At 73.6% G+C, this 23,147-nt stretch carries 23 protein-coding genes; 16 read left to right on the plus strand and 7 right to left on the minus strand.

The annotated features are described in order from the left end of the window. The 5 genes from MNZ27_RS18460 to MNZ27_RS18480 form a co-directional block, all read right to left on the minus strand. Positions 1–880, minus strand: an 880-nt coding sequence (locus MNZ27_RS18460) for a class I SAM-dependent methyltransferase (RefSeq protein ID WP_242395567.1), incomplete at its 3' end; no start/stop codon positions are given. Positions 881–975: 95 nt separating this feature from the next. Beyond that, on the minus strand, positions 976–1,707 hold the full coding sequence (locus MNZ27_RS18465; protein ID WP_242395568.1) for a hypothetical protein: 732 nt from the start codon (positions 1,705–1,707) through the stop codon (positions 976–978). A 23-nt stretch (positions 1,708–1,730) separates the two neighbouring features. Then, positions 1,731–2,261, minus strand: coding sequence for a hypoxanthine phosphoribosyltransferase (gene hpt, locus MNZ27_RS18470; RefSeq protein WP_242395569.1), 531 nt, complete (start codon positions 2,259–2,261; stop codon positions 1,731–1,733). Continuing rightward, positions 2,254–3,069 carry a uracil phosphoribosyltransferase gene (locus MNZ27_RS18475; protein ID WP_242395570.1) on the minus strand — a complete coding sequence of 272 codons (816 nt, stop codon included), beginning with the start codon at positions 3,067–3,069 and terminating at the stop codon, positions 2,254–2,256. The genes hpt and MNZ27_RS18475 overlap by 8 nt, the downstream gene beginning before the upstream one ends. A 75-nt stretch (positions 3,070–3,144) precedes the next feature. Beyond that, positions 3,145–3,486, minus strand: a complete 342-nt coding sequence (locus MNZ27_RS18480; RefSeq protein ID WP_242395571.1) for a cupredoxin domain-containing protein — start codon at positions 3,484–3,486, stop codon at positions 3,145–3,147. A gap of 140 nt (positions 3,487–3,626) precedes the next feature. Between MNZ27_RS18480 and ispE the strand changes: the two genes are divergently transcribed. The 8 genes from ispE to rplI all read left to right on the plus strand — a co-directional run bounded on the left by ispE (position 3,627) and on the right by rplI (position 9,179). Then, positions 3,627–4,544 (plus strand): 4-(cytidine 5'-diphospho)-2-C-methyl-D-erythritol kinase, encoded by a 918-nt coding sequence (gene ispE / locus MNZ27_RS18485; protein ID WP_242395572.1) that lies wholly within the window; start codon positions 3,627–3,629, stop codon positions 4,542–4,544. Next, positions 4,496–4,795, plus strand: a complete 300-nt coding sequence (gene spoVG, locus MNZ27_RS18490) for a septation regulator SpoVG (protein ID WP_242395573.1) — start codon at positions 4,496–4,498, stop codon at positions 4,793–4,795. The genes ispE and spoVG overlap by 49 nt, the downstream gene beginning before the upstream one ends. A gap of 154 nt (positions 4,796–4,949) precedes the next feature. Next, positions 4,950–5,912 (plus strand): ribose-phosphate pyrophosphokinase, encoded by a 963-nt coding sequence (locus MNZ27_RS18495; RefSeq protein WP_242395574.1) that lies wholly within the window; start codon positions 4,950–4,952, stop codon positions 5,910–5,912. 552 nt (positions 5,913–6,464) lie between these two features. Beyond that, positions 6,465–7,193, plus strand: a complete 729-nt coding sequence (locus MNZ27_RS18500; protein ID WP_242395575.1) for a 50S ribosomal protein L25/general stress protein Ctc — start codon at positions 6,465–6,467, stop codon at positions 7,191–7,193. Between the two features lie 9 nt (positions 7,194–7,202). Then, a complete protein-coding gene (pth, locus tag MNZ27_RS18505; RefSeq protein ID WP_242395576.1) occupies positions 7,203–7,784 on the plus strand; it encodes an aminoacyl-tRNA hydrolase in 582 nt (193 codons plus the stop codon). A gap of 103 nt (positions 7,785–7,887) precedes the next feature. After that, positions 7,888–8,346 carry a 30S ribosomal protein S6 gene (locus MNZ27_RS18510; protein WP_242395577.1) on the plus strand — a complete coding sequence of 153 codons (459 nt, stop codon included), beginning with the start codon at positions 7,888–7,890 and terminating at the stop codon, positions 8,344–8,346. Positions 8,347–8,348: 2 nt separating this feature from the next. Beyond that, entirely contained in the window at positions 8,349–8,714 is a 366-nt protein-coding gene (gene rpsR / locus MNZ27_RS18515) for a 30S ribosomal protein S18 (RefSeq protein WP_242395578.1), read from the plus strand. A gap of 15 nt (positions 8,715–8,729) precedes the next feature. Beyond that, positions 8,730–9,179, plus strand: coding sequence for a 50S ribosomal protein L9 (gene rplI, locus MNZ27_RS18520; RefSeq protein ID WP_242395579.1), 450 nt, complete (start codon positions 8,730–8,732; stop codon positions 9,177–9,179). 98 nt (positions 9,180–9,277) lie between these two features. On the opposite strand, the gene MNZ27_RS18525 is transcribed toward rplI, so the two are convergent. After that, a complete protein-coding gene (locus tag MNZ27_RS18525) occupies positions 9,278–12,091 on the minus strand; it encodes a protein kinase domain-containing protein (protein WP_242395580.1) in 2,814 nt (937 codons plus the stop codon). A gap of 241 nt (positions 12,092–12,332) precedes the next feature. Here MNZ27_RS18525 and MNZ27_RS18530 point away from each other — a divergent pair, with 241 nt between their 5' ends. The 8 genes from MNZ27_RS18530 (at position 12,333) to MNZ27_RS18565 (ending at position 21,973) form a co-directional block, all read left to right on the plus strand. Continuing rightward, positions 12,333–13,367 carry a rod shape-determining protein gene (locus MNZ27_RS18530; protein ID WP_308197990.1) on the plus strand — a complete coding sequence of 345 codons (1,035 nt, stop codon included), beginning with the start codon at positions 12,333–12,335 and terminating at the stop codon, positions 13,365–13,367. 517 nt (positions 13,368–13,884) lie between these two features. Then, positions 13,885–14,922, plus strand: coding sequence for a rod shape-determining protein (locus MNZ27_RS18535; RefSeq protein WP_242395581.1), 1,038 nt, complete (start codon positions 13,885–13,887; stop codon positions 14,920–14,922). A 350-nt stretch (positions 14,923–15,272) separates the two neighbouring features. Beyond that, on the plus strand, positions 15,273–15,578 hold the full coding sequence (locus tag MNZ27_RS18540) for a hypothetical protein (RefSeq protein ID WP_242395582.1): 306 nt from the start codon (positions 15,273–15,275) through the stop codon (positions 15,576–15,578). A gap of 226 nt (positions 15,579–15,804) precedes the next feature. Beyond that, entirely contained in the window at positions 15,805–17,517 is a 1,713-nt protein-coding gene (locus MNZ27_RS18545; RefSeq protein WP_242395583.1) for a cytochrome c3 family protein, read from the plus strand. A gap of 111 nt (positions 17,518–17,628) precedes the next feature. Further along, complete coding sequence (locus MNZ27_RS18550) at positions 17,629–18,534, plus strand: hypothetical protein (protein ID WP_242395584.1); 906 nt, start codon at positions 17,629–17,631, stop codon at positions 18,532–18,534. 6 nt (positions 18,535–18,540) lie between these two features. Beyond that, positions 18,541–20,079, plus strand: coding sequence for a two-component system sensor histidine kinase NtrB (locus MNZ27_RS18555; RefSeq protein WP_242395585.1), 1,539 nt, complete (start codon positions 18,541–18,543; stop codon positions 20,077–20,079). Further along, a complete protein-coding gene (locus MNZ27_RS18560) occupies positions 20,076–21,452 on the plus strand; it encodes a sigma-54-dependent transcriptional regulator (RefSeq protein ID WP_242395586.1) in 1,377 nt (458 codons plus the stop codon). The genes MNZ27_RS18555 and MNZ27_RS18560 overlap by 4 nt, the downstream gene beginning before the upstream one ends. After that, a complete protein-coding gene (locus MNZ27_RS18565) occupies positions 21,449–21,973 on the plus strand; it encodes a GNAT family N-acetyltransferase (protein WP_242395587.1) in 525 nt (174 codons plus the stop codon). The genes MNZ27_RS18560 and MNZ27_RS18565 overlap by 4 nt, the downstream gene beginning before the upstream one ends. Before the next feature lie 18 nt (positions 21,974–21,991). On the opposite strand, the gene MNZ27_RS18570 is transcribed toward MNZ27_RS18565, so the two are convergent. Further along, positions 21,992–22,918: a PD-(D/E)XK nuclease family protein gene (locus MNZ27_RS18570; protein ID WP_242395588.1), complete on the minus strand. Its 927-nt coding sequence runs from the start codon at positions 22,916–22,918 to the stop codon at positions 21,992–21,994. Positions 22,919–23,147: the final 229 nt, after the last annotated feature.

The raw sequence follows: 23,147 nt of genomic DNA on the forward strand, positions 1-23,147 counted from the left end.
CCCGCGCCGCGTCGCGCTCGCCCCGGAGCTTCTCGACCGCCGCCTCGAGCTGGGCCGTCGCCTCCCGGGCCTCGGCGGCGCCGGCCACCGCGCCGTCGCGCTCGCGCCGGGCCTCGATCGCGGCCGCCTCCGCCCGGTCCCGCGCCGCCGCCAGCGCCCCCGCCGCGGCCGGACCGCCGTCGCCGAGCCGCGCCGTGACCTCCTCGACGAGCGGGTGGACGGGGAGCGCGACCACCGTGAACCCCTCGAGCCCGGACGGCTCGTCCCCGCAGATCGCGACGTAGGCGGCGGTCTCCGGGGTGCCGGCGAGGGTGCCGTCCATCGCGATGTCCGGGTCCTCCGCGGCGCCGATGCCGAAGATCCAGCCGACGGTCGCGGACGCCGCGGCCACCTCCACCAGCGGGAACTGGTCGGAGAGGGCGTTCACGAACGCCTCGTACGCGGGAAGCGCCGCGGCGGGCGGCTCGCCCGCGAGGTCGGCGAGCCCGGCGCCGCCCGCGGCGACGGCGGTCACCAGCCGCCCGCCCGGGGCGAGCAGGCGCCGGAGGCGGGCGACGCGGTCCGGCTCGCGCGCGAGCTCGGCGCCGTCGGCGACGAGGACGAGATCGAAGGTGCCGGGGCGCAGCGCCGCCGGATCTCCGGCGCGGTACTGCACGAACGGGTGGTGGCCCGCCGCGCGGGCCTCGTCGAGGTCCGCCTCCTCGGGCTCGAGGGACAGGACGGCGGCGGCGCCCCGCTCGGCCAGGAGCAGCCCCGAGGCGCCCGCGGTGGCGCGGGCCGCCCCGAGCTCGAGCACCCGCTTCCCGGCGAGCAGGGGCTCCACGAAGCTGTAGCGCGCGAGCAGCTCGCCCGCGCCGTTCCGCGCGTGAAAGGAGGCCATTGGGGGCAGATGGTACACCGGGAGCCGCCCGGCCGGCCTGCGGCGCGGCAGGCGAGGAGGCGCTCGCTTCGCGGGGCCGGCGGGACCCCGGCTGCTCAGGGAGCGCTGGCGGGCGCCGCCGGAGCGGGGGCGCCGCCGGGGGCCGGGGCGGGGGCGGGGGTGGGTGCGGGTGGGCGGGGCGCCTGCTCGCGCCGGGCGTTGCTCGACCGGAGCGCGGTCACCGCCGCGTCCCGGGCCGCCTCGACGTCGTGGACGAGCATCTGCGCGTCCATCGCGTGCGCGGACCGGGAGCGCCCCGCCTCGGCGAGCTTCCCCGCCGCGTCGCGGAGCTCGTCGGCGGCGTGCTCGAGGAGCCGCCGGGCCTCGAAGTAGCCGGACTCGCCCCGCAGCGCGGCGAGATCCTGGCGCTGGGCCTGGGAGACGCCGCCGAGGTGCTCGGCGCGATCGACGTAGCCGAGCCCGCGCTCGAGCCGGGCCGGATCCCCGCTCCCGATGTCCTCCCGCGCCCAGCCGGCGAGGAGGTCGTAGAGCGCCTGATCGAGGGCGCTCCGGTCGTCGAAGGACTGCTCGGCGGGCGCCGCCTTCCCGGGCGGGAGGACGATGGGCGCGTACGCCGCCGCCAGGGCGGGATCGCTCGTCTTGAACGCCTGGCGGCCGGCAGGGAGCATGTAGCCCTTCATCACGACGAGCCGCCCCTCGTCGACGGTGAGGGTCCAGGTCCGCGCGTTCCGCTCGGAGGCGAGCCAGACCACCACCGCGACCAGGACCAGGATGAGCAACCAGGCGAAGAGCCCGGCCCCACCGCGGCGCTGCCGTTCCTCGGCCATCTCGTCTTCCTCCGCGTGTCGCTCTAGGTGCGCGGAACGCCCACGAAGGGCAGGTTCCGGAGCTTGCCGTCCCAGTCGAGCCCGTATCCAACCACGAACTCGTCGCCGATGACGAAGCCGCGATAGTCGATCGGGATCTTCACCTGGGCCCGGGACGGCTTCTCGAGGAGCGCGGCGATCTTCACGCTGGCCGGCCGCCGCGTGGCGAGGTTCGCGAGCAGGTACTTCATCGTGAGGCCGGTGTCGACGATGTCCTCGACGAGGAGGACGTCCTTCCCCTCGATCGGCCGGGTGAGGTCGCTCGTGATCTGGACGACGCCGCTCGTGCGCGTGCCCTGGTACGAGCTGATCCCGATGAAGTCCACCGCCATCGGCAGGTCGATCGCCCGCACGAGGTCGGCGAGGAACACGAAGCTGCCCTTCAGCACCCCGATCACCACGAGGGGCTTGCCCGCGTAGTCGCGGGTGATCTCGGCGCCGAGCTGGGCGACGCGCGCGCTGAGGTCCGCCTCGCCGATGAGCACGTCCACCTTGGGCCGGAGGTCGCTAGACATAGGCGTTGTTCATGATCTCCCCGAACCCGCCGCCGCCGGGGACGATGTACTGGTGGTCGTCGAGGCCGCGCTCCTCGTCCCAGCGGGTCCCGGGCACGGTGGCGAGGACGTCGGGCGAGGACAGGCCGCGGTCGAGCCGGATCGCGTAGACGCGGACGTCCGGGTGCGCCTTCGTCATCGTGCGCAGGTACTCGGGGGTGACGATGAGGTGGATGTTCACGATCCCGCGCGGCGTGCCGGGGACCTTCTTCTTGTAGGTCTCGATCGCGGTGGCGAGCGAGCTCCCGGTGGCGCCCATCGGATCGGGGAAGAGCAGGAACGCGTCGTCCACGTCGCCGCCGATCTTCATCCCGCCGATCCCGGCGCCGACGACCTCCTCGTTCTCGCCGAGCATCCGGCTCATGATGAGGTGATCCTGCCGGACGAGCGACGGGTCGAGCGTCTCGTTGAGCAGGTCGTACACGAGCTGGGACGGGACGGCGCCGGCGCGGGCGATGTTCACGGTGACCGCCCGGACGCTCCGGTCGATCACCTCGCCCTCGAAGATCGCCTGGGGCGAGCTGTCGATCATCCGCGTCGGGACCGCGGCGCGTCGGCGGGGGAACTCGACGTTCAGGACCGTGCGGATGAGGTCCTCGTACAGCAGCCGCACGAGCCGGTTGATCTCCGGCTGGCGCGTCTCCTTCGCGCAGAGCGTCGCGAGCTGCCCGAGCAGGAACGGGTTCGCGATGATGTGTACGTGGTCGCCGTACCGGTGCTCGATCTCGCTCATCCGGTAAGGCACGTGATCGTAGGAGAGGTCGCGCACGAGCCGGGAGCATAATGCCTCGCACCCGCGACGCCCCGGCCTAAATGAGCGGCGGCGCGCCGCGCGTCGCCGGCGTCACCGCACCTCGATCACGCCCTGGAACATCTTCATCGCGCAGGAGAACCGGAGCGGGCCGGTCCGCTCCGGCGTGAGCTCGATCCGCACCTCCTTCCCCAGGGGCAGCGGCACGTTCACGCCGGCCTCGGGGATCACGAGCTCGGTCGCGCAGGTCTCGTCGGTCGTCCGCGTGACGAGCAGCACGAGCTTCTCGCCCTTCCGCGCCGGGATCTTCCACGGCTCCCAGCCGTTCTTCGTGACGATCACCTTCACCGGCTCGGCCGGCGCGGGGCCGCGGCGGCAGCCCGCCGCGACCTCCAGCGCGACCAGGATCCCGAGCGCCATCCGCCCCGCGATCATCCTCGCCTCCTCGCGCCCGGGCCCCGCGGCGCCGCCGCATCGTGCCCGGCCGGCGCGGGCCTCGCCACGCTCTCCTCGGGGAGCCCGGCCACCACCCGCCGCGCCTCGTCCGGAGGGGCCCGCCGTGCTAGAGGTCGGCCGTGCGACTCCACACGATCGCCCCCGCCAAGGTGAACCTGGTCCTGCGCGTCGGCCCCGCCCGCGCCGACGGGTTCCACGACATCCTCTCGCTCATGGTCCCCCTCGATCTCGGGGACGGCGTGGACGTCCGCGTCTCCGCGCGGCGAGGGAAGGTCACCTGCCGCGTCCCCGGCCACCCGGACCTCGACGGCCCCTCGAACCTCGCGGCGCGCGCCGCGGAGGCCTTCCGCGCGCGCTTCGGGGTCGAGCGCGGCATCGCGATCCGGATCGACAAGCGGACGCCGGTCACCGCCGGCCTGGGCGGCGGCTCCTCCGACGCGGCGGCGGTGCTCCGCTGCCTCGCGCGCGCCTTCCGGATCCGCGACGCGGCGGCCCTCGCGGAGGTCGGCCTCTCCGTGGGGTCCGACGTCCCGTTCTTCCTCGGGCCGGGGCCGGCCTGGGCGGCGGGACGCGGCGAGCGGCTCCGCCCCGCGGACGTCCCGCGGCTCGACCTGGTCCTCGTCTACCCGGAGGACCCGGCCCTCGCGATCCGCGCCGGCGACGCGTACCGCTGGCTCGACGCGTCCCGGGAGGGCCGGTCCCCGCCGCCCGCCCTCCGGCGGCCCGGCCGGTTCCGCCCGTCCCTGCTGGGCAACGACCTCGAGCCGGCCTGCCTCGCCGAGCGGCCGGCGCTCTCGCCGCTCTTGGGGCTGCTCGTTGGGAGCGGCGCGACGAAAGCTATAATGTCCGGCAGCGGCCCGACGGTCTTCGGCCTCTTCCGGGACCGGAGCGCAGCGCGGCGGGCGGCGGCGGTGACGGAGCGAGACGTGGGAGCGCGCGCGCGGGTCATCGTCGCGCGCACGGTGCGACGGCAGCCGAGGGTCACGCCATGGAGATCACCGAGGTCCGCGTCTTCCCGGTCAGCGAGGAGAAGCTGAAGGCCTACGTGACGATCACCCTGGACCACTGCTTCGTGGTCCGCGATCTCAAGGTGATCCACGGCAACTCCGGCCTGTTCATCGCGATGCCCGCGAAGCGCCGGAAGGACGGCACGTTCAAGGACATCGCCCACCCGCTCAACTCCGAGACCCGCGAGAAGATGGAGCGGACGATCCTCGCGGAGTACGAGCGCGAGGTGAAGAAGGGCACGGGCCCGCGCCCCACCGGCACCGAGGCGCACGACGCGTAGCCCCCGGCCGCGCGGGGGTGCAGGTGGAACCTCCGCGCACCCGGGTCGACCGCATCGACCCCATCCGGTATAAGGGGCGCCTCGTGACGTTGTCGTGTCGGTAGTCCCGACCGGCGGTGTCCTTATTTTCGCGTCACGAGCGGAGCGCGCGAACATGCAAAACGATCAACGGCCCGATTACCGGGTCTTCTCGGGCAACTCGAACCGGCAGCTCGCCGAGGCGATCGGGAAGGAGCTCGGCCGGCCCCTCGCCCGGGCGATGGTCGGGCGCTTCTCCGACGGCGAGATCCAGGTCGAGATCGGCGAGAACGTCCGCGGGACGGACACGTTCGTGATCCAGTCCACCTCCCCCGACGCGAACACCAACCTGATGGAGCTGCTCATCATGATCGACGCGCTGAAGCGCGCGTCGGCGGGCTCCATCAACGCGGTGATCCCGTACTACGGCTACGCCCGGCAGGACCGGAAGAGCGCGCCCCGCGTCCCGATCACCGCCAAGCTCGTGGCCGACCTCCTCGCCGCCGCCGGCGCGACGCGCGTCGTCTCGATGGACATGCACGCCGGCCAGATCCAGGGCTTCTTCAACGTCCCCTTCGACCACCTCTACGCGGTGCCGGTGCTGCTCGAGCACATGCGCAAGCGGTTCGACGGCGAGGCGCAGAACGTCGTGATCGTGTCGCCCGACGCGGGCGGCGTGGAGCGTGCCCGGGCCTACTCGAAGCGGCTCGGGGCGACCCTCGGCATCATCGACAAGCGGCGTACGAAGCCCAACGTCGCCGAGATCATGAACGTGATCGGCGAGGTGAACGGCAAGGTCGCGGTCCTCCTCGACGACATGATCGACACCGCCGGCACCCTCACGCAGGCGGCGAACGCCCTCGTCGACAAGGGCGCGACCAAGGTCTACGCCTACGCGACCCACGCGGTCCTCTCCGGGCCCGCGGTCGACCGGATCATGAAGAGCCCGATCGAGGACGTGGTCGCGACCAACACGATCGCGCTCGCCCCGAACGCCGCGGCCTGCCCGAAGATCCGGACCCTCTCCGTGGCCGGGCTCCTCGCGGAGGCCATCCGCCGCATCCACACGGGCGACTCGCTGTCGAGCTTGTTCGTGTAGCGGCGCGGCGCTCGGCTGGCCGTGAGCCGTGCCCGTCACCGTCACCGGCCGCTCCGTGACCCGCGAACCGTCTCGCGTGGCCCGTGGCCCGCTCCCGTGATCCGACGAGACATGGGCCATGAATGCGGGATGCGGGCACGGTGACAGTCCGGATCCGTCGCTGCGGTTCCTTCTTGGTCCGCTACGAAGGGGATCCGGGCCCAGGAGGAATCGGCTCCGGTATCCCCGGCTCCCGATCCGGCTCGACCAGGGGCGAGCCTTCTCGCCGCGGCGGCTGCCCCGGGAGCTCCTCCCGATCCTCGACGACGGGCGCCTCCTCCGGCGCCTCCCCCCCGAACGGCTGCTTCCTCTCCGGATCCGGGTTGGGCATCGGTGCGCCTCCTTCCACCAGGAGCGTTGACACGGCTCGTCTTTTCGTCTAATCACCGCCGTTCCCACGGGCCCCTCCCGATTCGAGAGAGGCCCCTCACACACCACCCAGGGCCCACGGCGCTTTTCCGCCAGGCCCCTCGCGCCGCCGAAGATCGGCCGCGAGTCCACTGGGAGGAAAGAATGGCCGAGAACGTCCTCACGGTTGCGAAGCGCGATGGCAAGGGCAAGGGCCCCGCGCGCCGCCTCCGCTCCCAGGGCCTCATCCCCGCGGTCGTCTACGGCCGCATGAGCGAGCCGAGCCACATCTCCGTGGATCCGGGCCTGCTCCTCAAGGCGATCGAGACCCCGCACAAGCTCAACACCCTCCTCACCCTGAAGCTCGACGGCGGCGAGAAGCACGTCCTCTTCAAGGAGTACGAGGTCGATCCGGTCACCCGGAAGCTGCTCCACGCGGACTTCCTCGAGGTGAAGCTCGACCAGCCCGTCCGCGTGACGGTGCCCGTCGTGACCACCGGCAAGGCCGCCGGCGTCGCGGAGGGGGGCATCCTCTCGATCGCGGCCCACGACATCGTGGTCGAGGCGCTCCCGGCGAAGATCCCGGTCCGGATCGAGGTGGACGTCACCGAGCTCAAGATCGGCCGCTCGATCCACGTCTCCGAGCTGAAGGCGCCCGAGGGGTGCAAGTTCAAGTTCGCGACCGACTACGTGGTCGCCTTCGTCGCGGTGCCCGAGAAGGAGGAGGTCGTCGTCCCGGTGGCGGCGGCTCCCGGCGCGGCTCCGGCGGAGGGCGCGGCTGCGGCTCCGGCCGGCGGCGCGGCTCCGGCTGCGGGCGCGGCGGCTCCGGCCGCCGGCGCGGCTCCGGCTGCGGCGAAGGGTGCCAAGCCCGCCGAAAAGGGCGGCAAGAAGTAAGGGCGCCGCTTGAAGCTCGTGGTCGGCCTCGGCAACCCCGGCGAAGAGTACGCCCGCACCCGCCACAACGTCGGCTTCCTCGTGGCGGATCGGCTGGCGCAGCTCGCCGGGGCGAGCTTCACCGCGAAGAAGTTCGCGGCGGAGCTCGCCGAGGCCCGCCTCGGGCCGGAGCGGGTCTGGATCATGAAGCCCCAGACCTACATGAACTGCTCCGGCGAGGCGGTCGGCGCTGCGCTGCGCTTCTGGAAGCTCGGCCTCGAGGATCTCGTCGTCGTGCACGACGAGCTCGAGCTCGAGCCGTTCCGGGTGCAGCTCAAGGTCGGCGGCGGGCACGGCGGCCACAACGGCGTGAAGAGCGTGAACGCCCACGTGGGCGGCCCCGACTACGCGCGCGTGCGCGTCGGCGTGGGTCGCCCGCCCCCCCGGATGGACCCGGCCGACTACGTGCTCGGGCGGTGGGGCAAGGGCGAGGAGGCGGAGCTCCAGGAGTGCGTGGAGCGCGCCGCCGAGGCGGCCCGGCTCGCGGCCGAGCTCGGCGCCGCGAAGGCGATGAACCAGGTGAACCGCCGCGCCCGCGCGGCGGGGCAGTAGACGAGAAGGACCGCGATCCGCCGGCATGGGGCCGGCGGGCCGGACGGCGCAGCACGACTCCTCGCGGCGGGCGAACCGCCGCTATGAACCCGAGGGGAGCGACATGGCAGAAGCGAAAAACCTCGTGCGCGAGTACGAGACGATCTACCTGCTCAAGGCCGAGACGCCCGACGATCAGGTGGAAGAGATCAAGGAGCGCCTCCGCGGCGTGGTCGGCCGCGAGGGCGGGAAGGTGATCCGGTTCACCAACCAGGGCAAGCGCAAGACCGCGTTCCCGGTGTCGAAGAACGCCCGCGCGCTCTACATGCACGCCCTGTACATCGGCAAGCCCGGGCTCGTCGGCGAGCTCGAGCGGAACCTGAAGATGATCGACGCGGTCACGAAGTTCCAGTCGGTGAAGCTCGCCGACGGCGTGGACTTCGACGCCCGCCAGGTCGAGCCCGACGTGAAGCTCCAGCCGGTCGAGGAGGAGACGCCGAAGCCGCGGGACGAGCGCGGTGAGTTCGGCGCGCACCACGGCGAGGAGCACTTCGAGGCCGAGCGCGAAGGGCAGGAGGAATAGCCATGGCACGTCCTGACATGGGTGGTCCCAAGGCGGGCGGTTCGTTCGGCGGTCCGCGCAGCGGCGGCTTCGGCGGCGGCGGCGGTGGCGGCGGGTTCCGCGGCGGCGACCGCGAGGACCGCGGCGGCGAGGAGGGCGGCGGGCGGCGCGGCTTCGGCCGGCGCAAGGTCTGCCGGTTCTGCGCCGACAAGACGCTCAAGGTCGACTACAAGGACCAGGGGCAGATGAAGTACTTCCTCACCGAGCGCGGCAAGATCATCCCGCGCCGGATCAGCGGCAACTGCGCGAAGCACCAGCGGGAGGTGGCGACCGCCATCAAGCGCGGCCGCATGCTCGCGATCCTGCCGTACACCGTCTCCGGAACGTAGAAAGGAGCCCCCCCGATGAAGCTCATCCTCCGTGAAGACGTGGAGAACCTCGGGAAGGGCGGCGAGGTGGTGGACGTGAAGCCCGGCTACGGCCGGAACTTCCTCCTCCCCCGCGGCCTCGCGGTCGTGGCGAACCCGAAGAACGTCCGCGAGCTCGAGCACCAGAAGACCGTCGCCGCCGCGAAGGCCGCCAAGATGCGGGCCTCCGCCGAGGCGGTCGCGAAGCGGCTCGCCGAGACGCCGGTCACCCTCGCGCGCAAGGTCGGCGAGCAGGACAAGCTGTACGGGTCCGTGACGGCGCTCGACATCGCCGAGGCGCTCGTCGCCCGCGGCGTGCAGATCGACCGCCGCGCCATCGACCTCGTCGAGCCGATCAAGACGCTCGGCGAGTTCGAGGTCGCGGTGAAGCTCCACTCCGACGTGGCCGGCAAGGTCAAGGTGAAGGTCGAGGCGGAGCAGGCGTAGCAACCGCCCGCCCCCGATGTGAGGAGGGCCGGCTCCCCCGGGAGCCGGCCCTTCGTCTTTCTCCGGTCGCGCGTGGGGCCCCGGTCCGCCGGCGACGGTCAGCGCGGCGCGGCCGGATCCGGGCAGACGCGGCCCGGCGGCGCCACCGGGCCGCCCTTCGCGCGCAACCGCGCGAGCGCGGCGCGCGCCTCGTCCGCCGCCGCGCCCGTCGCGAGCCGCTCCCAGGCGGCGATCGCGCGCTGCGCGAGCGCCGGATCCTTCCCGCCCGCCCGCGCGAGCGCCTCCTCGAGCGCGCGCGCCCGCCAGCGCCGGGCCTCGGCGGCGTGCTCCGCCTCCGGGAACCGCTCCAGGAACGCCTCGATCCGCGCCGCCAGCTCCTCCGGCGTGCAGGGCGCCGCGAGGCGCGCCGCCCGGAGCGCCGCCACCTCCGCGAGGCGGTCCTTCCCCTCGACGCGGGCCTCGAACCCGGCGCGGTAGCGCACCGCCCCGTCCTCCACGTCGAAGATCGCCGCGCCGAGGGCGCGGGCCGCCCGGTCGAACCGGACCACCTCGTCCGGTGAGAGCCGGGGGGCCGCCTCCTCCGCGAGCCCGCCGGCCAGCACGAGCACCTCGCGGCGCGCCGGCGAGCGCGGCACGTGACGCGCGAACCCCGCCGCGAGCTCGAGCGCCGACGGGAGCCGGCCCGCGTCGGCGAGGGCGCGGATCCGCGCCTGCACCGCGGCCCCGGAGCCGCTCCCCGGCCCCAGCGCGAGCAGGAGGTAGCGGCCCTCCCCCTCCGCGGCGCGGAGCTGGAGGAGCGCCGGGGCGCCCTCGCGCGGCACCGAGGGCAGCGCCAGGAACAGGAGCTCCCCCGGCCCGCCGGTCGCGGCGTCCTCCCAGCGCACCCGGTCGGCGTTCCGCGGCGGCGCCAGATCGGTCGCGTCCGGGATCCAGAGCCGCGCCGCGAGCGCGACCCCGGGATCCGGCACCGCCACCACCGCCTGCGGGGCCTCCGCCGGACCGCCCGCCCGGATCGCCCAGGTGTCCGGGTCGTCGGTCGAGGTCTCCCCCACCGCCGCCGAGCCCTCGCCGAGCGCGTTCGCCTCGGCGAGCTCGCGCCACTCCGGGTACCGCTGCTCGCGCGCGCCGACCTCCTCCGGCGCGTCGTTCGGCTCGATCTCCTCCCCCGGGCCGGGGTCCTCGAGGTGCACCTCGAGCAGGTACGGATCGCTCGGCTTCTCCACCGGGCCGGTCGCCTCGTCGTGGCGCTCGCGGACGGTGAGGTAGTACGCGCCCGGGCGGACGGCGGCGACGAGCCGCTCGGGCCGCCCCGGGCCGCCGCGGTCCACGGAGGCGACGAGGGGCGCCGAGCTCCGCCCCTCGCCCTCCCCGCGCTCGCGGTTCAGGGAGAGCGTCACGTCCAGCCCGCGGATGCCGTCGCCGGCCCGCTCGCCGTGCCACTCGGCCACGAGGACCTTCCGCCCGTCCACGGCGGGGATCTCGAGCCGGTACACGTCGGCGTCCCCCACGGTGTCGGAGAGCTTCGCGCCGACGAAGCCGCGCACCACCGCGACGCCGCCGGCCGGCCGGCCGTCCTTCCCCGGCGGGAGCGGGAGCGGGTTGGCCTGGGAGGCGACGTCGTTCGGCTCGTGCTCCACCCCGTCGAAGTGGTCGCTCGGCCGCAGCGCGCGCGGGAGCGCCTGGGCGACCGCGGGGGCGCGGGTCGCGACGAAGGTGTAGAGGTCGTCCCAGCGCCACGCCGCGGCGCCCGCCGCCGCGAGGAGGAGCGCCGCCGAGAGCGGGGCGGCGATCCGGCTCCGGCGCAGCGCGGCGACCTGCCGGTCGAAGTCGCGGAAGTCCTCGCGGCGCGCGAGGGCGAGCTCGCCCGTGATCCGAGCCGGCGCCGGCGCGCGGCGCGGCGCGGCCGGGGCCGCGAGGCCGAGGAGCGCGGCGCGAAACTCGTCGGCGCTCTGGAAGCGATCGGCGGGGCGCTTCTGCAGGGCCCGGTGCACGATCTCGGCGAAGGCGCGGCTCGTCCCGGGCGCGACGTCGAGGAGGGGCGGCGGCGCCTCGTGGAGGTGGGCGGCGACCACCGCCATCGGGCTCGGGGCGGTGAAGGGCGGCCGGCCGGCGACGAGCTCGTAGAGGAGGCAGCCCACCGCGTACAGGTCGGACCGCGCGTCCACGCCGTCGCCGCGCGCCTGCTCCGGCGCGAGGTAGCTCGGCGTGCCGACGATGGCGCCCACGGTGGTCGTGGTGGTGGTGCTGCTGCCCGGCCCCTCGTCGCGGAGCTTCGCGATCCCGAAGTCGAGGACCTTCGCGAAGTCCTCGCCGGGGCGCGTCTGCATGAGCATCACGTTCCCGGGCTTCATGTCCCGGTGCACGATCCCGGCCTCGTGCGCCTCGGCGAGCGAGCCGAGGATCTGCTGCCCGATCTCCACCGCGCGGGGCTCCGGGAACCGCTGCTCGTCGCGGAGCGCCAGGGCGAGGTCCTTCCCCGGGACGTACTCCATCGCGAGGTAGAAGCCGCCGAGCGCCTCGATCTCGCCGAAGTCGAAGACCGCGATGGTGTGCGGGTGGGACAGGCGGGAGACGATCTGCGCCTCCGCCTTGAAGCGGGCCGTCGCCGCCGGATCGCGCGCGAAGTCGCCGCGGAGGATCTTCACGGCGAGCGCCTTGCCCATCCGGATGTGCTCGGCCTTGTAGACCGCGCCCATGCCCCCCTCGCCGATCAGCGCGACGAGGCGGTACCGGTCCGCGATCACCTGCTCGAGGAGCGCGTGCGTCTCGGTGCGCTCGTCGGCGCCGGCGCCGGCGCGGAGATCCTGGCCGCACTTGGGGCAGAAGTTCACCGTGGCCGGGCCCGGAGCGGCGAGGTACCCGCAGGCCGGGCAGGGCGCTCGGCCCTCGGAAATGGCGCTCGGCGCGGCCATCGTCGTACCGCGAGAGTATCCCGACCGCTCGTCCCCGGGAAACCCCTCCCGCCGCGCCGCGATGGCCGTGGTACAAGGTCGGCGCTGGTTCCCGAAGCCGTGCAGAGCGAAGGTCACCCACGACGAGGTGCCCGACCGATCGACCGCTGACCCGCGGCCGACGCGGCGCGGGCCGCCCACCGCAGCGTAACCCCCGAAACGCTTGTTCGTCCCTCCCCCCCTGCTATAGTCCGGACCCGCCGTGCTCAACTGGCTTCACAACATCATGTCCCGGGACCTCGCGATCGACCTCGGGACCGCGAACACGCTCATCTACATCCGCGGCATGGGCATCGTCTCGAACGAGCCCTCCGTCGTCGCCGTTCAGCAGGACGCGCGCGGCGGCCGCAAGGTCCTCGCGGTCGGCAAGGAGGCGAAGGAGATGCTCGGGCGCACGCCCGGGAACATCGTCGCCATCCGCCCGATGAAGGACGGGGTCATCGCCGACTTCGAGGTCACGGCGGCGATGCTCAAGTACTTCATCCAGACCGCCCACAACCGGAAGAGCTTCGTGAAGCCCCGCATCATCATCGGGATCCCCTCCGGGATCACCGAGGTGGAGAAGCGCGCGGTGCGCGAGGCGGCCGAGAGCGCGGGCGCCCGCGAGGTCTACCTGATCGAGCAGCCCATGGCCGCGGCCATCGGCGCGGGGCTCCCCATCACCGAGCCCTCCGGCAACATGATCGTCGACATCGGCGGCGGGACGTCCGACGTCGCGGTGATCTCCCTCGGCGGCATCGTCTACAGCCGCTCCGTCCGCGTCGCCGGCGACAAGATGGACGAGGCGATCATCCAGCACATCAAGCGCAAGTACAACCTCCTCATCGGCGAGCGCACCGCCGAGCTCATCAAGATGGGCATCGGGACCGCCTACCCGACCGAGGAGGAGCTCACGATGGACATCAAGGGGCGCGACCTCGTCGCCGGCGTCCCCCGGACCCTGACCGTCACCTCGTCCGAGATCCGCGAGGCGCTCTCCGAGCCGGTGAACGGGATCGTCGAGGCCGTGAAGGTGACGCTCGAGCGGACGCCGCCCGAGCTCGCCGGCGACATCGCCGACCGCGGCATCGTCCTCGCCGGCGGCGGCGCCCTCCTCAAGAACCTCGACGTCCTCCTCCGCGAGGAGACCGGCCTCCCCGTCTTCCTCGCCGAGGACCCCCTCAGCTCCGTCGTCATCGGCGCCGGCAAGGCCCTCGAAGAGCTGGACATTCTGCGCCAGGTCACGGCGCACGCGTAGCACGCCAACTGCCCCGCTCACCCCGAGCGTAGCGGCGCGCAGCGCCGCGGAGTCGAGGGGCGCCGGGCGGGTCCGGAACAGCGTCCGCCTCCCCGCTCGCCCGCTGCACCGGCGAGCCAGCCGTAGCCATCCCGGCTGCTCGCCTGGCACGGGCCCCTCTGACGAGGCGCCGCGATGGGCCCGTGAACCGTGCCCGTCACCGTCACCGTCTTCTGCGTGACCCGTGAACCGCGTCCGTGGCCCGTGGCCCGTCCGGCCCGGACGGATTCGCGGGCCAGGGGACACGGGAAGCGGGAGACGGGCACGGGGATCGGCCACGGATGACGGGAACGGGCACGGGGTACACGCCCGGGACCTGATGTCCCATCCGACCCCCACCTCCTTCAGCGCCCGCCCGAGGAGGGAGGCGAGGGACGGCCCGGCTGTGATTCTCTCCGCGCGCGAAAGGTTTCGGGACGGATGCGTGTTGTCCCGACCGTAGCGCCCGCCCGCCACACTCCGAGGGGAAGACAAACTCGTGCTGAACATCGTCCATCGCTTCCTGTCCCGTGATCTCGCCATCGATCTCGGGACCGCGAACACGCTCATCTACATCCGCGGCATGGGCATCGTCTCGAACGAGCCCTCCGTCGTGGCCGTCCAGCAGGACGCGCGCGGCGGCCGCAAGGTCCTCGCGGTCGGCAAGGAGGCGAAGGAGATGCTCGGGCGCACGCCCGGGAACATCGTCGCCATCCGGCCCATGCGCGAGGGGGTCATCGCCGACTTCGAGGTCACGGCGGCGATGCTCAAGTACTTCATCCAGACCGCCCACAACCGGAAGAGCTTCGTGAAGCCCCGCATCATCATCGGGATCCCCTCCGGGATCACCGAGGTGGAGCGGCGGGCGGTGCGCGAGGCGGCCGAGAGCGCGGGCGCCCGCGAGGTCTACCTGATCGAGCAGCCCATGGCCGCGGCCATCGGCGCCGGGCTCCCCATCACCGAGCCCTCCGGCAACATGATCGTGGACGTGGGCGGCGGGACGTCCGACGTCGCGGTGATCTCCCTCGGCGGCATCGTCTACAGCCGCTCCGTCCGCGTCGCCGGCGACAAGCTCGACGAGGCGATCGTCCAGCACGTGAAGCGCAAGTACAACCTCCTCATCGGCGAGCGCACCGCCGAGCTCATCAAGATGGGCATCGGCTCCGCCTACCCGACCGAGGAGGAGCTCACGATGGACATCAAGGGGCGCGACCTCGTCGCCGGCGTCCCCCGCACGCTCACCGTCACGTCCACCGAGATCCGCGACGCGATCGCCGAGCCGGTGCACGGCATCGTCGAGGCCGTGAAGATCGCGCTCGAGCGGACGCCGCCCGAGCTCGCCGGCGACATCGCCGACCGCGGCATCGTCCTCGCCGGCGGCGGCGCCCTCCTCAAGAACCTCGACGTCCTCCTCCGCGAGGAGACCGGCCTCCCCGTCTTCCTCGCCGAGGACCCCCTCAGCTCTGTCGTCATCGGCGCCGGCAAGGCCCTCGAAGAGCTGGACATGCTCCGGCAGGTGACCGCCGCCGCGGCCTGACGGCGCCACCCCCGAAGTCCCGCCTCCCTCACCTGGATCACCGCCGACGGCGCGGGCTCGACGCCCGCGCCGTTCGCGTCTCGTCATCGGGCCCCCGGCGACTGCGGACGCGAACCCGAAGGCCACCGCTCCCCCCGGCGGAACCGGAGCGCCGATCCTGCCTGACCGCGATCACGCCGCGTCGGGCGTACCGGAGGGGTCGTCGGCAACTCCCGACAGCGCGCCCGCCAACCTCGCGAGAACCCGTGCCCGCGCGCTGGCCGGATCCGTGCAGACGGTGAGGAGCGTAGGCGGCGCGGTGGCGCCGCCGAGAGCCTCGGAAGCTCGGGCTTCACCTCACGGAGAACGTCATGCACTCGAAGGTCCCCTCCCTCATCGGCGCCGGCATCGGGCTCGCGCTGTTCCTCGCCGTCGCGCTCCTCCCGTCGCTGCTCTACGGGGGCTACGCCGGTCTCCTCCTCGCGAGCGGCATCGTCGGCACGCCGGTCGAGCCCACCCTCGTCGCGCGCGGCCTCATCGTCTTCGGGATGGTGCTCGGCGTGACGGCGGTCGGCTCCCTCTTCGCGGTCCTCGGCGCGGCCGCGGGCGCGGCGGTGGGCGCCATCACGGCGGTCGCGTCTCGGCGTCCGGCGACCGAGGAGCAGGCGAGCCGCTAGGCCGCGAACGGGCTTCATGGAGAAGGCGAGCCTGGCCCTTCGCGGCCAGGCTCGTCATTTCGTCGCGCGCGCCCGCGCGCATGTCCTTTCCCGGACGGCGCTTTTTGGCGCAAACCATGCGATCTCCACGCCCTTGACTCCCATCAAAGTGATGGAAGCCTCGATGCTTAGAATGACCGCCTTTCCGGGTGCCAAGGCACACACGTTGCACGAGCGAACCGAGCCTATGCGAGCCATCTTCCTAGCTTTCGCGGTCCTCTTCTCCAGCTCCGCCCTCGCACAAGAGGCGAAGCTGCCGGCCGGCGCCGACAGCTGCCTCGAGTGTCACAAGAAGGGCGGCGACGGTCCGGAGTTCAAGACCGCCGACTTCCTCAAGTCGGTCCACGCCCAGAACGGCGTCGGCTGCACCGACTGTCACCAGGGCTACGCGATGGGCCCGCACGACGGCGAGGCGAAGGTCGCGCCGGCCGACGAGGCGTTCGTCGCGCGGCTCGCGAAGGCGAGCTGGGGCGAGGGCGACCGCAAGGAGACGGTGAAGTCTCCGCGCGCGTACCTCGCGTGCGCGAACTGCCACGGCGACGTGGTGACCGCGTTCACCGGCTCCGTCCACGGCCGGTGGCTCACCGCCGACGCCAAGGTGGCCGGCCCGGTCTGCGCCTCCTGCCACGGCGAGATCCACGCCGCGCAGCCGCTCGCGAAGTACGCGCCCAAGCCGGGCACGCGCGAGCCGATCCCGGCCGACCGCCGCGCCATGGCGAAGCGGTGCGAGGGCTGCCACGGGAACGAGGAGTTCGCGAAGACGGCCGGCCTGAGCGCCGAGATCGCGAGCACCTACCACGACTCCATACACGGCCGGCTCGTCCGCGTGGGCAACAGGTTCGCGCCCTCCTGCACGAACTGCCACGCCGCGCCGCTCGCCGAGGGCGGGACGCACGCGATCCTCGCCCGCACCGATCCGCGGGCGATGGTCTCTGCGCAGCGCAAGAAGGAGGCCTGCGGCCGGTGCCACCCCGGCGCGTCGGACAACTTCGCCGCCCTCATCGCGCACAAGCCCATCCAGGAGATCGGCGGGCACGTCGTCCCGCACGTCGTGCACCTCGCCTTCTCCTGGCTCACCACCCTGACGCTCCTCTTCTTCGCGTTCCACGTCCTCATCGACTTCCTCTACGAGCTCCGCAGCCGGCTCGCGGCGAAGAAGGACGGCCACGCCGACGCGGTCGGCGCGATCCGGTCGGTGATCCGGTTCGACCTCCACCAGCGCATCCAGCACTGGTTCATGCTCTCCGGCGTGATCCTGCTCGGCATCACCGGCTGGCCGCTCCGCGGCGCCGGGACGTTCGGGTCCGCCCCGCTCCTCGCGGGCAAGGACGCGGCCCCCTACTCGCAGGCGTTCATGCGGATCTTCGGCGGCGCGGAGGGCGCCGCGATGTGGCACCGCGTCGGCGCGATCCTCATCATCACGTCGTCCGTCTACCACCTCTTCTACCTGACGTTCCTCGCGTCGAAGAAGCGGCTCCCGATGTCGATGCTCCCGCTCCCGAAGGACGCGCTCGACATGCGGGACAACATCCTCTTCATGCTCGGCCTGAAGAAGGAGCGGCCCCAGTTCGACCGCTACATGTACCTGGAGAAGTTCGACTACTGGGCGGTGTTCTGGGGCATCGTGATGATGGTCGGCACCGGGTTCGTGTTCTGGTTCCCGGCCTTCTTCGCCGCCCACGCCCCGTCGTGGCTCATCACCGCGGCGATCATCATCCACGGCGAGGAGGCGACGCTCGCGATCCTCTTCCTCTTCGTGGTGCACTTCTACAACGTCCACCTGAAGCCCTCGATCTTCCCGATGAACTGGGCCTGGCTGAACGGCCGGATCACGGTGGACAACCTGAAGCACGAGCACCCGCTCGAGTACGACCGGCTCAAGGGGGGCCTCGAGAAGTAGGTCCCCGGGCCGTCGTCCAGCCCGCCGATCAGGGCCGCGCCTCCCCGGCGCGGCCCTTTTCTTTTGCGGCCTCGTGAACCCGCCCGCGGGCGATCTAGAATCGGCCGGTCCATGAGGCGGCGCTGGTCACGGAACGCGAAGACGCTCGCGGGCGGTCTCGCCGCCCTCGCCGCCTTCGCCGCCGTGATGGGGACGCTCCGGCTCAAGCGGTTCGTGGACGAGGACCCGCGGCTCTGCGCGACGTGCCACCGGGCGAGCCCCGAGTTCGCGCTCTGGATGGGCGGCACCCACCACACCGTCGCCTGCCAGCGGTGCCACCACGCGACCACGGAGCAGGGGCTCGCCATGCTCCGCTCGTTCGTCGCCGGCGAGAGGCCGACCGGCAAGCACGCCGACGTGGAGGTGGGCGCGTGCGCCTCCTGCCACTTCTCGCACGACCCGCGCTGGCCGCAGGTGGGCGGTTCGCGCGGCCACAAGCTGCACTACGAGGAGAAGGGGATCGCCTGCGTCCGCTGTCACGCCGCGAGCATGCACGGCTTCGAGCCGATCGCGTCGAGGTGCCAGGAGTGCCACCCCGGGCACGCCGTGAACGACCCGAAGATGGCGAGCCTGCACTGCTTCGCCTGCCACGACTTCCTCGCGGACGGGCCGGGGCTCCGCCCGACGCGCCGCGACTGCCTGCGCTGCCACACGGCCCAGGGGATCCGCGCGCCCATGAGCGACTCGCCCGTGAAGATGGAGTGCGCGAGCTGCCACCGGCCCCACCGGCCCAGGGGCCGGACGCTCGCCGCCTGCGCGGAGTGCCACACGCCCGAGGCGATGGCGCAGGGCGGCCTCCACGGGATCGCCGCGCACCGCACCTGCCTCGACTGCCACCGGCCGCACGTCTGGATCGCCGACGCGAGCGGCTGCACGCGCTGCCACGCCGGCGCCCGCCGGCACGCCGCCGGCAAGCCGTGCCTCGACTGCCACTCCTTCCGCGGCGCGCCGCTCCCGGCGCGCGCCGCCGTCCGGTGAGGCCCGGTGACCCTCCGGATCAAGCTCTTCGTCCTCATCGCCGGCGTCATCATCTTCGCGACGTCCGGCGTGACCGCCGTCGCCCTCTGGCGCGAGGTGGTCCGCGGCCAGGAGCTGCTCGCCCGCGAGGGCGTCGCGCTCGCCTCGACGGCGGCGAGCGCCGCGGCGCACTGGGTCCGCCCGGACGGCGTGGACGCGGGGGCCGAGCGGGCGCTGCCGATCGTCGTCGAGCGGCTCGCCTCGACGGCGCGGAGCTCGCTGGGCCAGGACCGGGTCGACCGGGCGTGGATCGTGGACCGGCGCGGCAAGCTCCTCGCCTGCTTCTCGCGGACGGGCGAGCCGTGCCCCGAGGGCGCGCCCCCCACCGAGTTCCGCGCCGCCGACTGGCCGCTCCAGGCGCTCGGGCGGCTCATCCGTCCCGAGGGGATCATCGCCTCGGCGCCCATCGTCCGCGCCGGCGGCGAGCTCGTCGGCGCCGTCAGCGTGGACTTCACGCACGAGGAGGTGATCGGGAACGCGCGCAACCTCGCGTGGGGCGCGAGCATCGTCGCGGCGTTCTGGATCCTCCTCGGCCACGTGCTCGCCGCGATCTTCATCCGGCGCGTGACCCAGCCGCTCGTCTCGCTCGCCGCGGCGGCGGAGTCGCTCGCCGAGGAGCGCGGGGTGCGCCTCGAGGAGCCCGACGACCGCGAGCTCGCCGACCTCGTCCGCGCGTTCAACCACATGTCCGCCCGGCTCGACGACCGGCGCGCCGAGAACCAGCGGCTCATCGCCGAGCTGGAGGAGCGGGTCGCGCAGAAGACGCGCGAGGTGCTCCGCGCGGACCGGCTCGCGACGCTGGGGGGCATCGCCGCGGGCTTCGCCCACGAGCTCGGGAACTCGCTCAACGTGATCCGCGGGTACGCGGCGGTCACCGCCCGCGAGCTGCCCGACGACTCTCCGAACCGGCCGGACGTCGAAGCGATCCGGCGCGAGGTGGTCCGGGCGGCCGGGCTCATCGAGCGGTTCCTCGTCTTCGCCCGCGCCCGGACGGTCCGGCCGATCGTGCAGCCGGTCGAGCCGATCCTCCGCGAGGCGGTCGAGGTGGTGGGGCCCGCCGCCGCCCAGGCGAAGGTGGAGCGCGCGGTGGAGATCGAGCCCGGGCTGCCCGACGTGCTCGCCGACGCCGAGCTGCTCCGCCAGGCCTTCCTGAACCTGTGCGTGAACGCGATCCACGCGATGGGCGAGCGGGGCGGAGGGCGGCTCACCGCGCGGGCGCGGTCCGGGCCGGACGGCGGCGTGCTCGTCGAGGTCGAGGACACGGGCCCGGGGATCCCGCCGGGCGCCCTCGCGCACGTGTTCGAGCCCTTCTTCACCACGAAGGCGAACGGCACCGGGCTCGGCCTCGCGATCGTCCGGCAGGCCGCCGAGGCGCACGGCGGCGCGGCCGAGGTCGAGAGCCCCCCGGGCCAGGGCGCCCGCTTCCGGATCCGCCTCCCCGCGGCCGCGGCGGAGCCCGCGCCCGCCGTCCCCGCCCGGACCGCGGGAGGAGGCTCGCCCCCATGAGCGCCCCCAAGCCCAAGCTGATGGTGATCGACGATCTCGAGAGCGCGCGGCAGATGGCGAAGCGCGTCCTGGCGCGATCGTACGACGTGTTCGACTTCGCCTCCGTCGCCGAGGCGCTGCCGGCCGTGGAGCGCGCGGACTTCGACGCGGTGGTGACGGATCTCCGGATGCCGGGGATGGACGGCCTCGAGGCCCTCCGCGCGCTGCGCGCGAAGGCGCCGGAGATCCCCGTCATCCTCGTCACCGCCTTCGCGACCGTGGAGACCGCGGTCGAGGCGATGAAGGCCGGGGCGTTCGATTACCTGAAGAAGCCCTTCGAGCCGGAGGAGCTCGAGATCGTGGTCGCCCGGGCGGTGGAGCACGCCCGGGTCAAGAAGGAGAACGCGCGCCTCCGCTCGGCGCTCCAGGGGACCTTCAGCGTCCACGGCATCGTGGGCAAGTCGCAGCCGATGCGGGACCTCGTCTCGATGCTCGAGCGCATCGCGCCCTCCGACGTGCCGATCCTGATCGAGGGCGAGTCCGGCACCGGCAAGGACCTGCTCGCCCGCGCCGCCCACGCGCTCTCGCCCCGCGCGGCCGGCCCCTACGTCGCGCTCAACATGAGCGCCATCCCGGAGAGCCTCGCCGAGTCCGAGCTGTTCGGCCACGAGAAGGGGGCCTTCACCGGCGCCGACCAGCCGCGCCCCGGCTTCTTCGCCGAGGCGGAGGGCGGCACGCTGTTCCTGGACGAGATCGGGCTGCTGCCCCTCGCGCTCCAGCCCAAGCTGCTCCGCGTCCTCCAGGACGGCGAGTTCATCCCGGTGGGCAGCCGCAAGGCGCGGAAGGCGAACGTCCGGGTGATCGCGGCGACGAACGAGGATCTCGCGCGGAGGGTGAAGGAGGGGAAGTTCCGGGAGGACCTCTACTTCCGGCTGCGGGTGGTGCCGCTCCGGCTCCCGCCGCTCCGCGAGCGGCGCGAGGACCTCCCGCTCCTCGTCGAGCACCTCGTCCAGAAGCACGCGCTCCGCCTCGGGCGCCCGCCGCTCCCGCTGGACGCCGACGCGATGCGCGCCCTCCTCGATCACCCGTGGCCCGGCAACGTCCGGGAGCTCGAGCACGCCATCGAGCGCGGCCTCCTCCTCGCCCGCGGCGACGCGATCGCCCTCGCCGATCTCCCGCCCGAGATCGCGCAGCCGGCCCAGGAGGCGGCGACCGGGACCGAGGGGCGGTACCGGAAGGCGCGCGACGCCTGGGAGCGGCGCTTCCTCGAGGACCTCCTCCGGGAGGCGGACGGCCAGGTGGCCAAGGCCGCCGAGGCGGCGGGCCTGCACCGCTCGACCTTCTACGAGAAGCTCGCCCGGCACGGCCTCGTCGAGAAGGACGGGAAGGAGTGATCGCCCGCGGGGCGCCGCTCGCGGCCGCGCTCCGCCGCGCCACGGTCGCGGACGCGCCCGCGCTCGCCCGCGTCCAGCGCGCGAGCGTCCGCGCCCTCGCCCGCGGCGCCTACCCGCCCAGCCAGCTCGCCGCCTGGACCCGGCTCGGCCCGCTCTACCATCGGTGGGCCCTCGTCGCGGGCGGCGAGGTCGCCTTCGTGGCCGAGCGCGCCGGGCACGTCGTCGGCTACGCGGCGTTCACGCTCGGTCCGCCTGCCGAGGTCACCGCGGTCTTCGTCCGGCCGGCGGTCGCCGGCCGGGGGGTCGGGACCTTCCTCCTCGCCCGGGTCGAGGCGGAGGCGCGCCGCCGCGGGGCGCGCCGGCTCGTGGTGAAGGCCTCGCTCAACGGGGAGCCGTTCTACCGCGCGCGCGGGTACGGCGGCGGGCGCCGGATCCGGGTGCCCCTCCCGGGCGGCGGCGCCCTCGCGGCGATCCGGCTCGCGAAGGCGCTCTCGCCGCCGACGGCGCGGCCCGGCTCGTGACGCACGCGCGGCCCGTCGCTACAGTCGCCCGCAGGGGCGGCGGAACGGGCAGCGCCGGCAGACCTCGCGGTCCTCGACCATCGGGAACGCCTCCAGCCGGGCCACGTTCCGCGCGGGATCGACGAGCGCCGCCCTCATCTCGGCGATGGAGCCGCGCATCGTCGCCTGGCAGGCCTCGAGCGCGGTCGGGTCCGCCGCCACGGACACCCGCTCGGCGGCGTCCCCCTCGCCCGCGAGGTAGACCAGCCCGCCCACGACGCCGTCGGGGGGGACGCCCCACTTCCGCTGCGCGTAGAGCGCGTAGATCCCCACCTGCACGTGGTCGACCCCGCGCTCCCTGCCGGTCTTCCAGTCGAGGACCTGCACCCGGCCGTCCGCGTCGCGGTACGCGAAGTCGATCGCCACCCAGATCTTCGACCCCTCGAAGATCCAGGAGTCGAGCTCGTCCACGGTGAGCCACCGATCGCGCGGCGTGCGCCGGATCTCCTCGAAGGTCTGGCTCGCCCAGAAGCGCCGCAGGCCCCCCTCGATGGTCTCCTCGTAGAGCCGCTTCCAGTCGGCGTCGGGGACCGGCTCGCCGTACTCGTGCTCGACGAGCCCCACGATCCGCGAGGCCTCGCGCCAGTAGGACTTCTCGCGCGAGGTGGCCCACTCGGCGCGGGCCCGGGCGCGGGTCCGCTCGAGGAGCTTCTCGAGCGACCAGAACGTCCCGGTGGCCCGCGCCGCGGAGAGGAGCTGCTTGAGCGACGCGTGGACCACCGAGCCGGCCCACTGCCACCGGGACGAGAGCTTCTTCAGGACGTACAGCTCGCGGACGTCCGAGCCGTGCGCCGCCTCCCAGCCGCCCCAGCTCCCGTAGTAGGTGTCGAAGTACGCGCGCCGGCACCCGGCGAACTTCTCGTGGCGGGATTTCGACCAGGAGAACTCGTTCTGGAGATCGGCCATGTCGGGGCGCGCCCGGCCAGGCGGCCGGGTGCTGGCCCGACTCTACCGCGACGGCCCGCCAGGGCGGTAGCCGGGGAGCGTGCGCCCTGGGCGCACGCTCGGGCGGTACGAGCCCGAGGCCGTCCTCACCGCTCCGCCGGCGCGCCCGGCGCGGCGCCGGGCGCGAGCGCGGCGGGCGGCGGCATCGCCGCCGGGGGAGCCGCCATCGGCCTGGCGGGGGCCTTCGCGG

The organism is Anaeromyxobacter oryzisoli (genome assembly GCF_022690765.1).
Taxonomy (GTDB): Bacteria; Myxococcota; Myxococcia; order Myxococcales; family Anaeromyxobacteraceae; genus Anaeromyxobacter; species Anaeromyxobacter oryzisoli.

What these genes read in the sequence shown, in the direction of transcription:
- MNZ27_RS18465 (WP_242395568.1), bottom strand. Translation starts at nt 1,707, where the DNA reads ATGGCCGAGGAACGGCAGCGCCGCGGTGGGGCCGGGCTCTTCGCCTGG.
- hpt (WP_242395569.1), bottom strand. Translation starts at nt 2,261, where the DNA reads ATGTCTAGCGACCTCCGGCCCAAGGTGGACGTGCTCATCGGCGAGGCG.
- MNZ27_RS18480 (WP_242395571.1), bottom strand. Translation starts at nt 3,486, where the DNA reads ATGATCGCGGGGCGGATGGCGCTCGGGATCCTGGTCGCGCTGGAGGTC.
- spoVG (WP_242395573.1), top strand. Translation starts at nt 4,496, where the DNA reads ATGGAGATCACCGAGGTCCGCGTCTTCCCGGTCAGCGAGGAGAAGCTG.
- MNZ27_RS18495 (WP_242395574.1), top strand. Translation starts at nt 4,950, where the DNA reads ATGCAAAACGATCAACGGCCCGATTACCGGGTCTTCTCGGGCAACTCG.
- MNZ27_RS18500 (WP_242395575.1), top strand. Translation starts at nt 6,465, where the DNA reads ATGGCCGAGAACGTCCTCACGGTTGCGAAGCGCGATGGCAAGGGCAAG.
- MNZ27_RS18510 (WP_242395577.1), top strand. Translation starts at nt 7,888, where the DNA reads ATGGCAGAAGCGAAAAACCTCGTGCGCGAGTACGAGACGATCTACCTG.
- rpsR (WP_242395578.1), top strand. Translation starts at nt 8,349, where the DNA reads ATGGCACGTCCTGACATGGGTGGTCCCAAGGCGGGCGGTTCGTTCGGC.
- rplI (WP_242395579.1), top strand. Translation starts at nt 8,730, where the DNA reads ATGAAGCTCATCCTCCGTGAAGACGTGGAGAACCTCGGGAAGGGCGGC.
- MNZ27_RS18525 (WP_242395580.1), bottom strand. Translation starts at nt 12,091, where the DNA reads ATGGCCGCGCCGAGCGCCATTTCCGAGGGCCGAGCGCCCTGCCCGGCC.
- MNZ27_RS18540 (WP_242395582.1), top strand. Translation starts at nt 15,273, where the DNA reads ATGCACTCGAAGGTCCCCTCCCTCATCGGCGCCGGCATCGGGCTCGCG.
- MNZ27_RS18545 (WP_242395583.1), top strand. Translation starts at nt 15,805, where the DNA reads ATGCGAGCCATCTTCCTAGCTTTCGCGGTCCTCTTCTCCAGCTCCGCC.
- MNZ27_RS18550 (WP_242395584.1), top strand. Translation starts at nt 17,629, where the DNA reads ATGAGGCGGCGCTGGTCACGGAACGCGAAGACGCTCGCGGGCGGTCTC.
- MNZ27_RS18560 (WP_242395586.1), top strand. Translation starts at nt 20,076, where the DNA reads ATGAGCGCCCCCAAGCCCAAGCTGATGGTGATCGACGATCTCGAGAGC.
- MNZ27_RS18570 (WP_242395588.1), bottom strand. Translation starts at nt 22,918, where the DNA reads ATGGCCGATCTCCAGAACGAGTTCTCCTGGTCGAAATCCCGCCACGAG.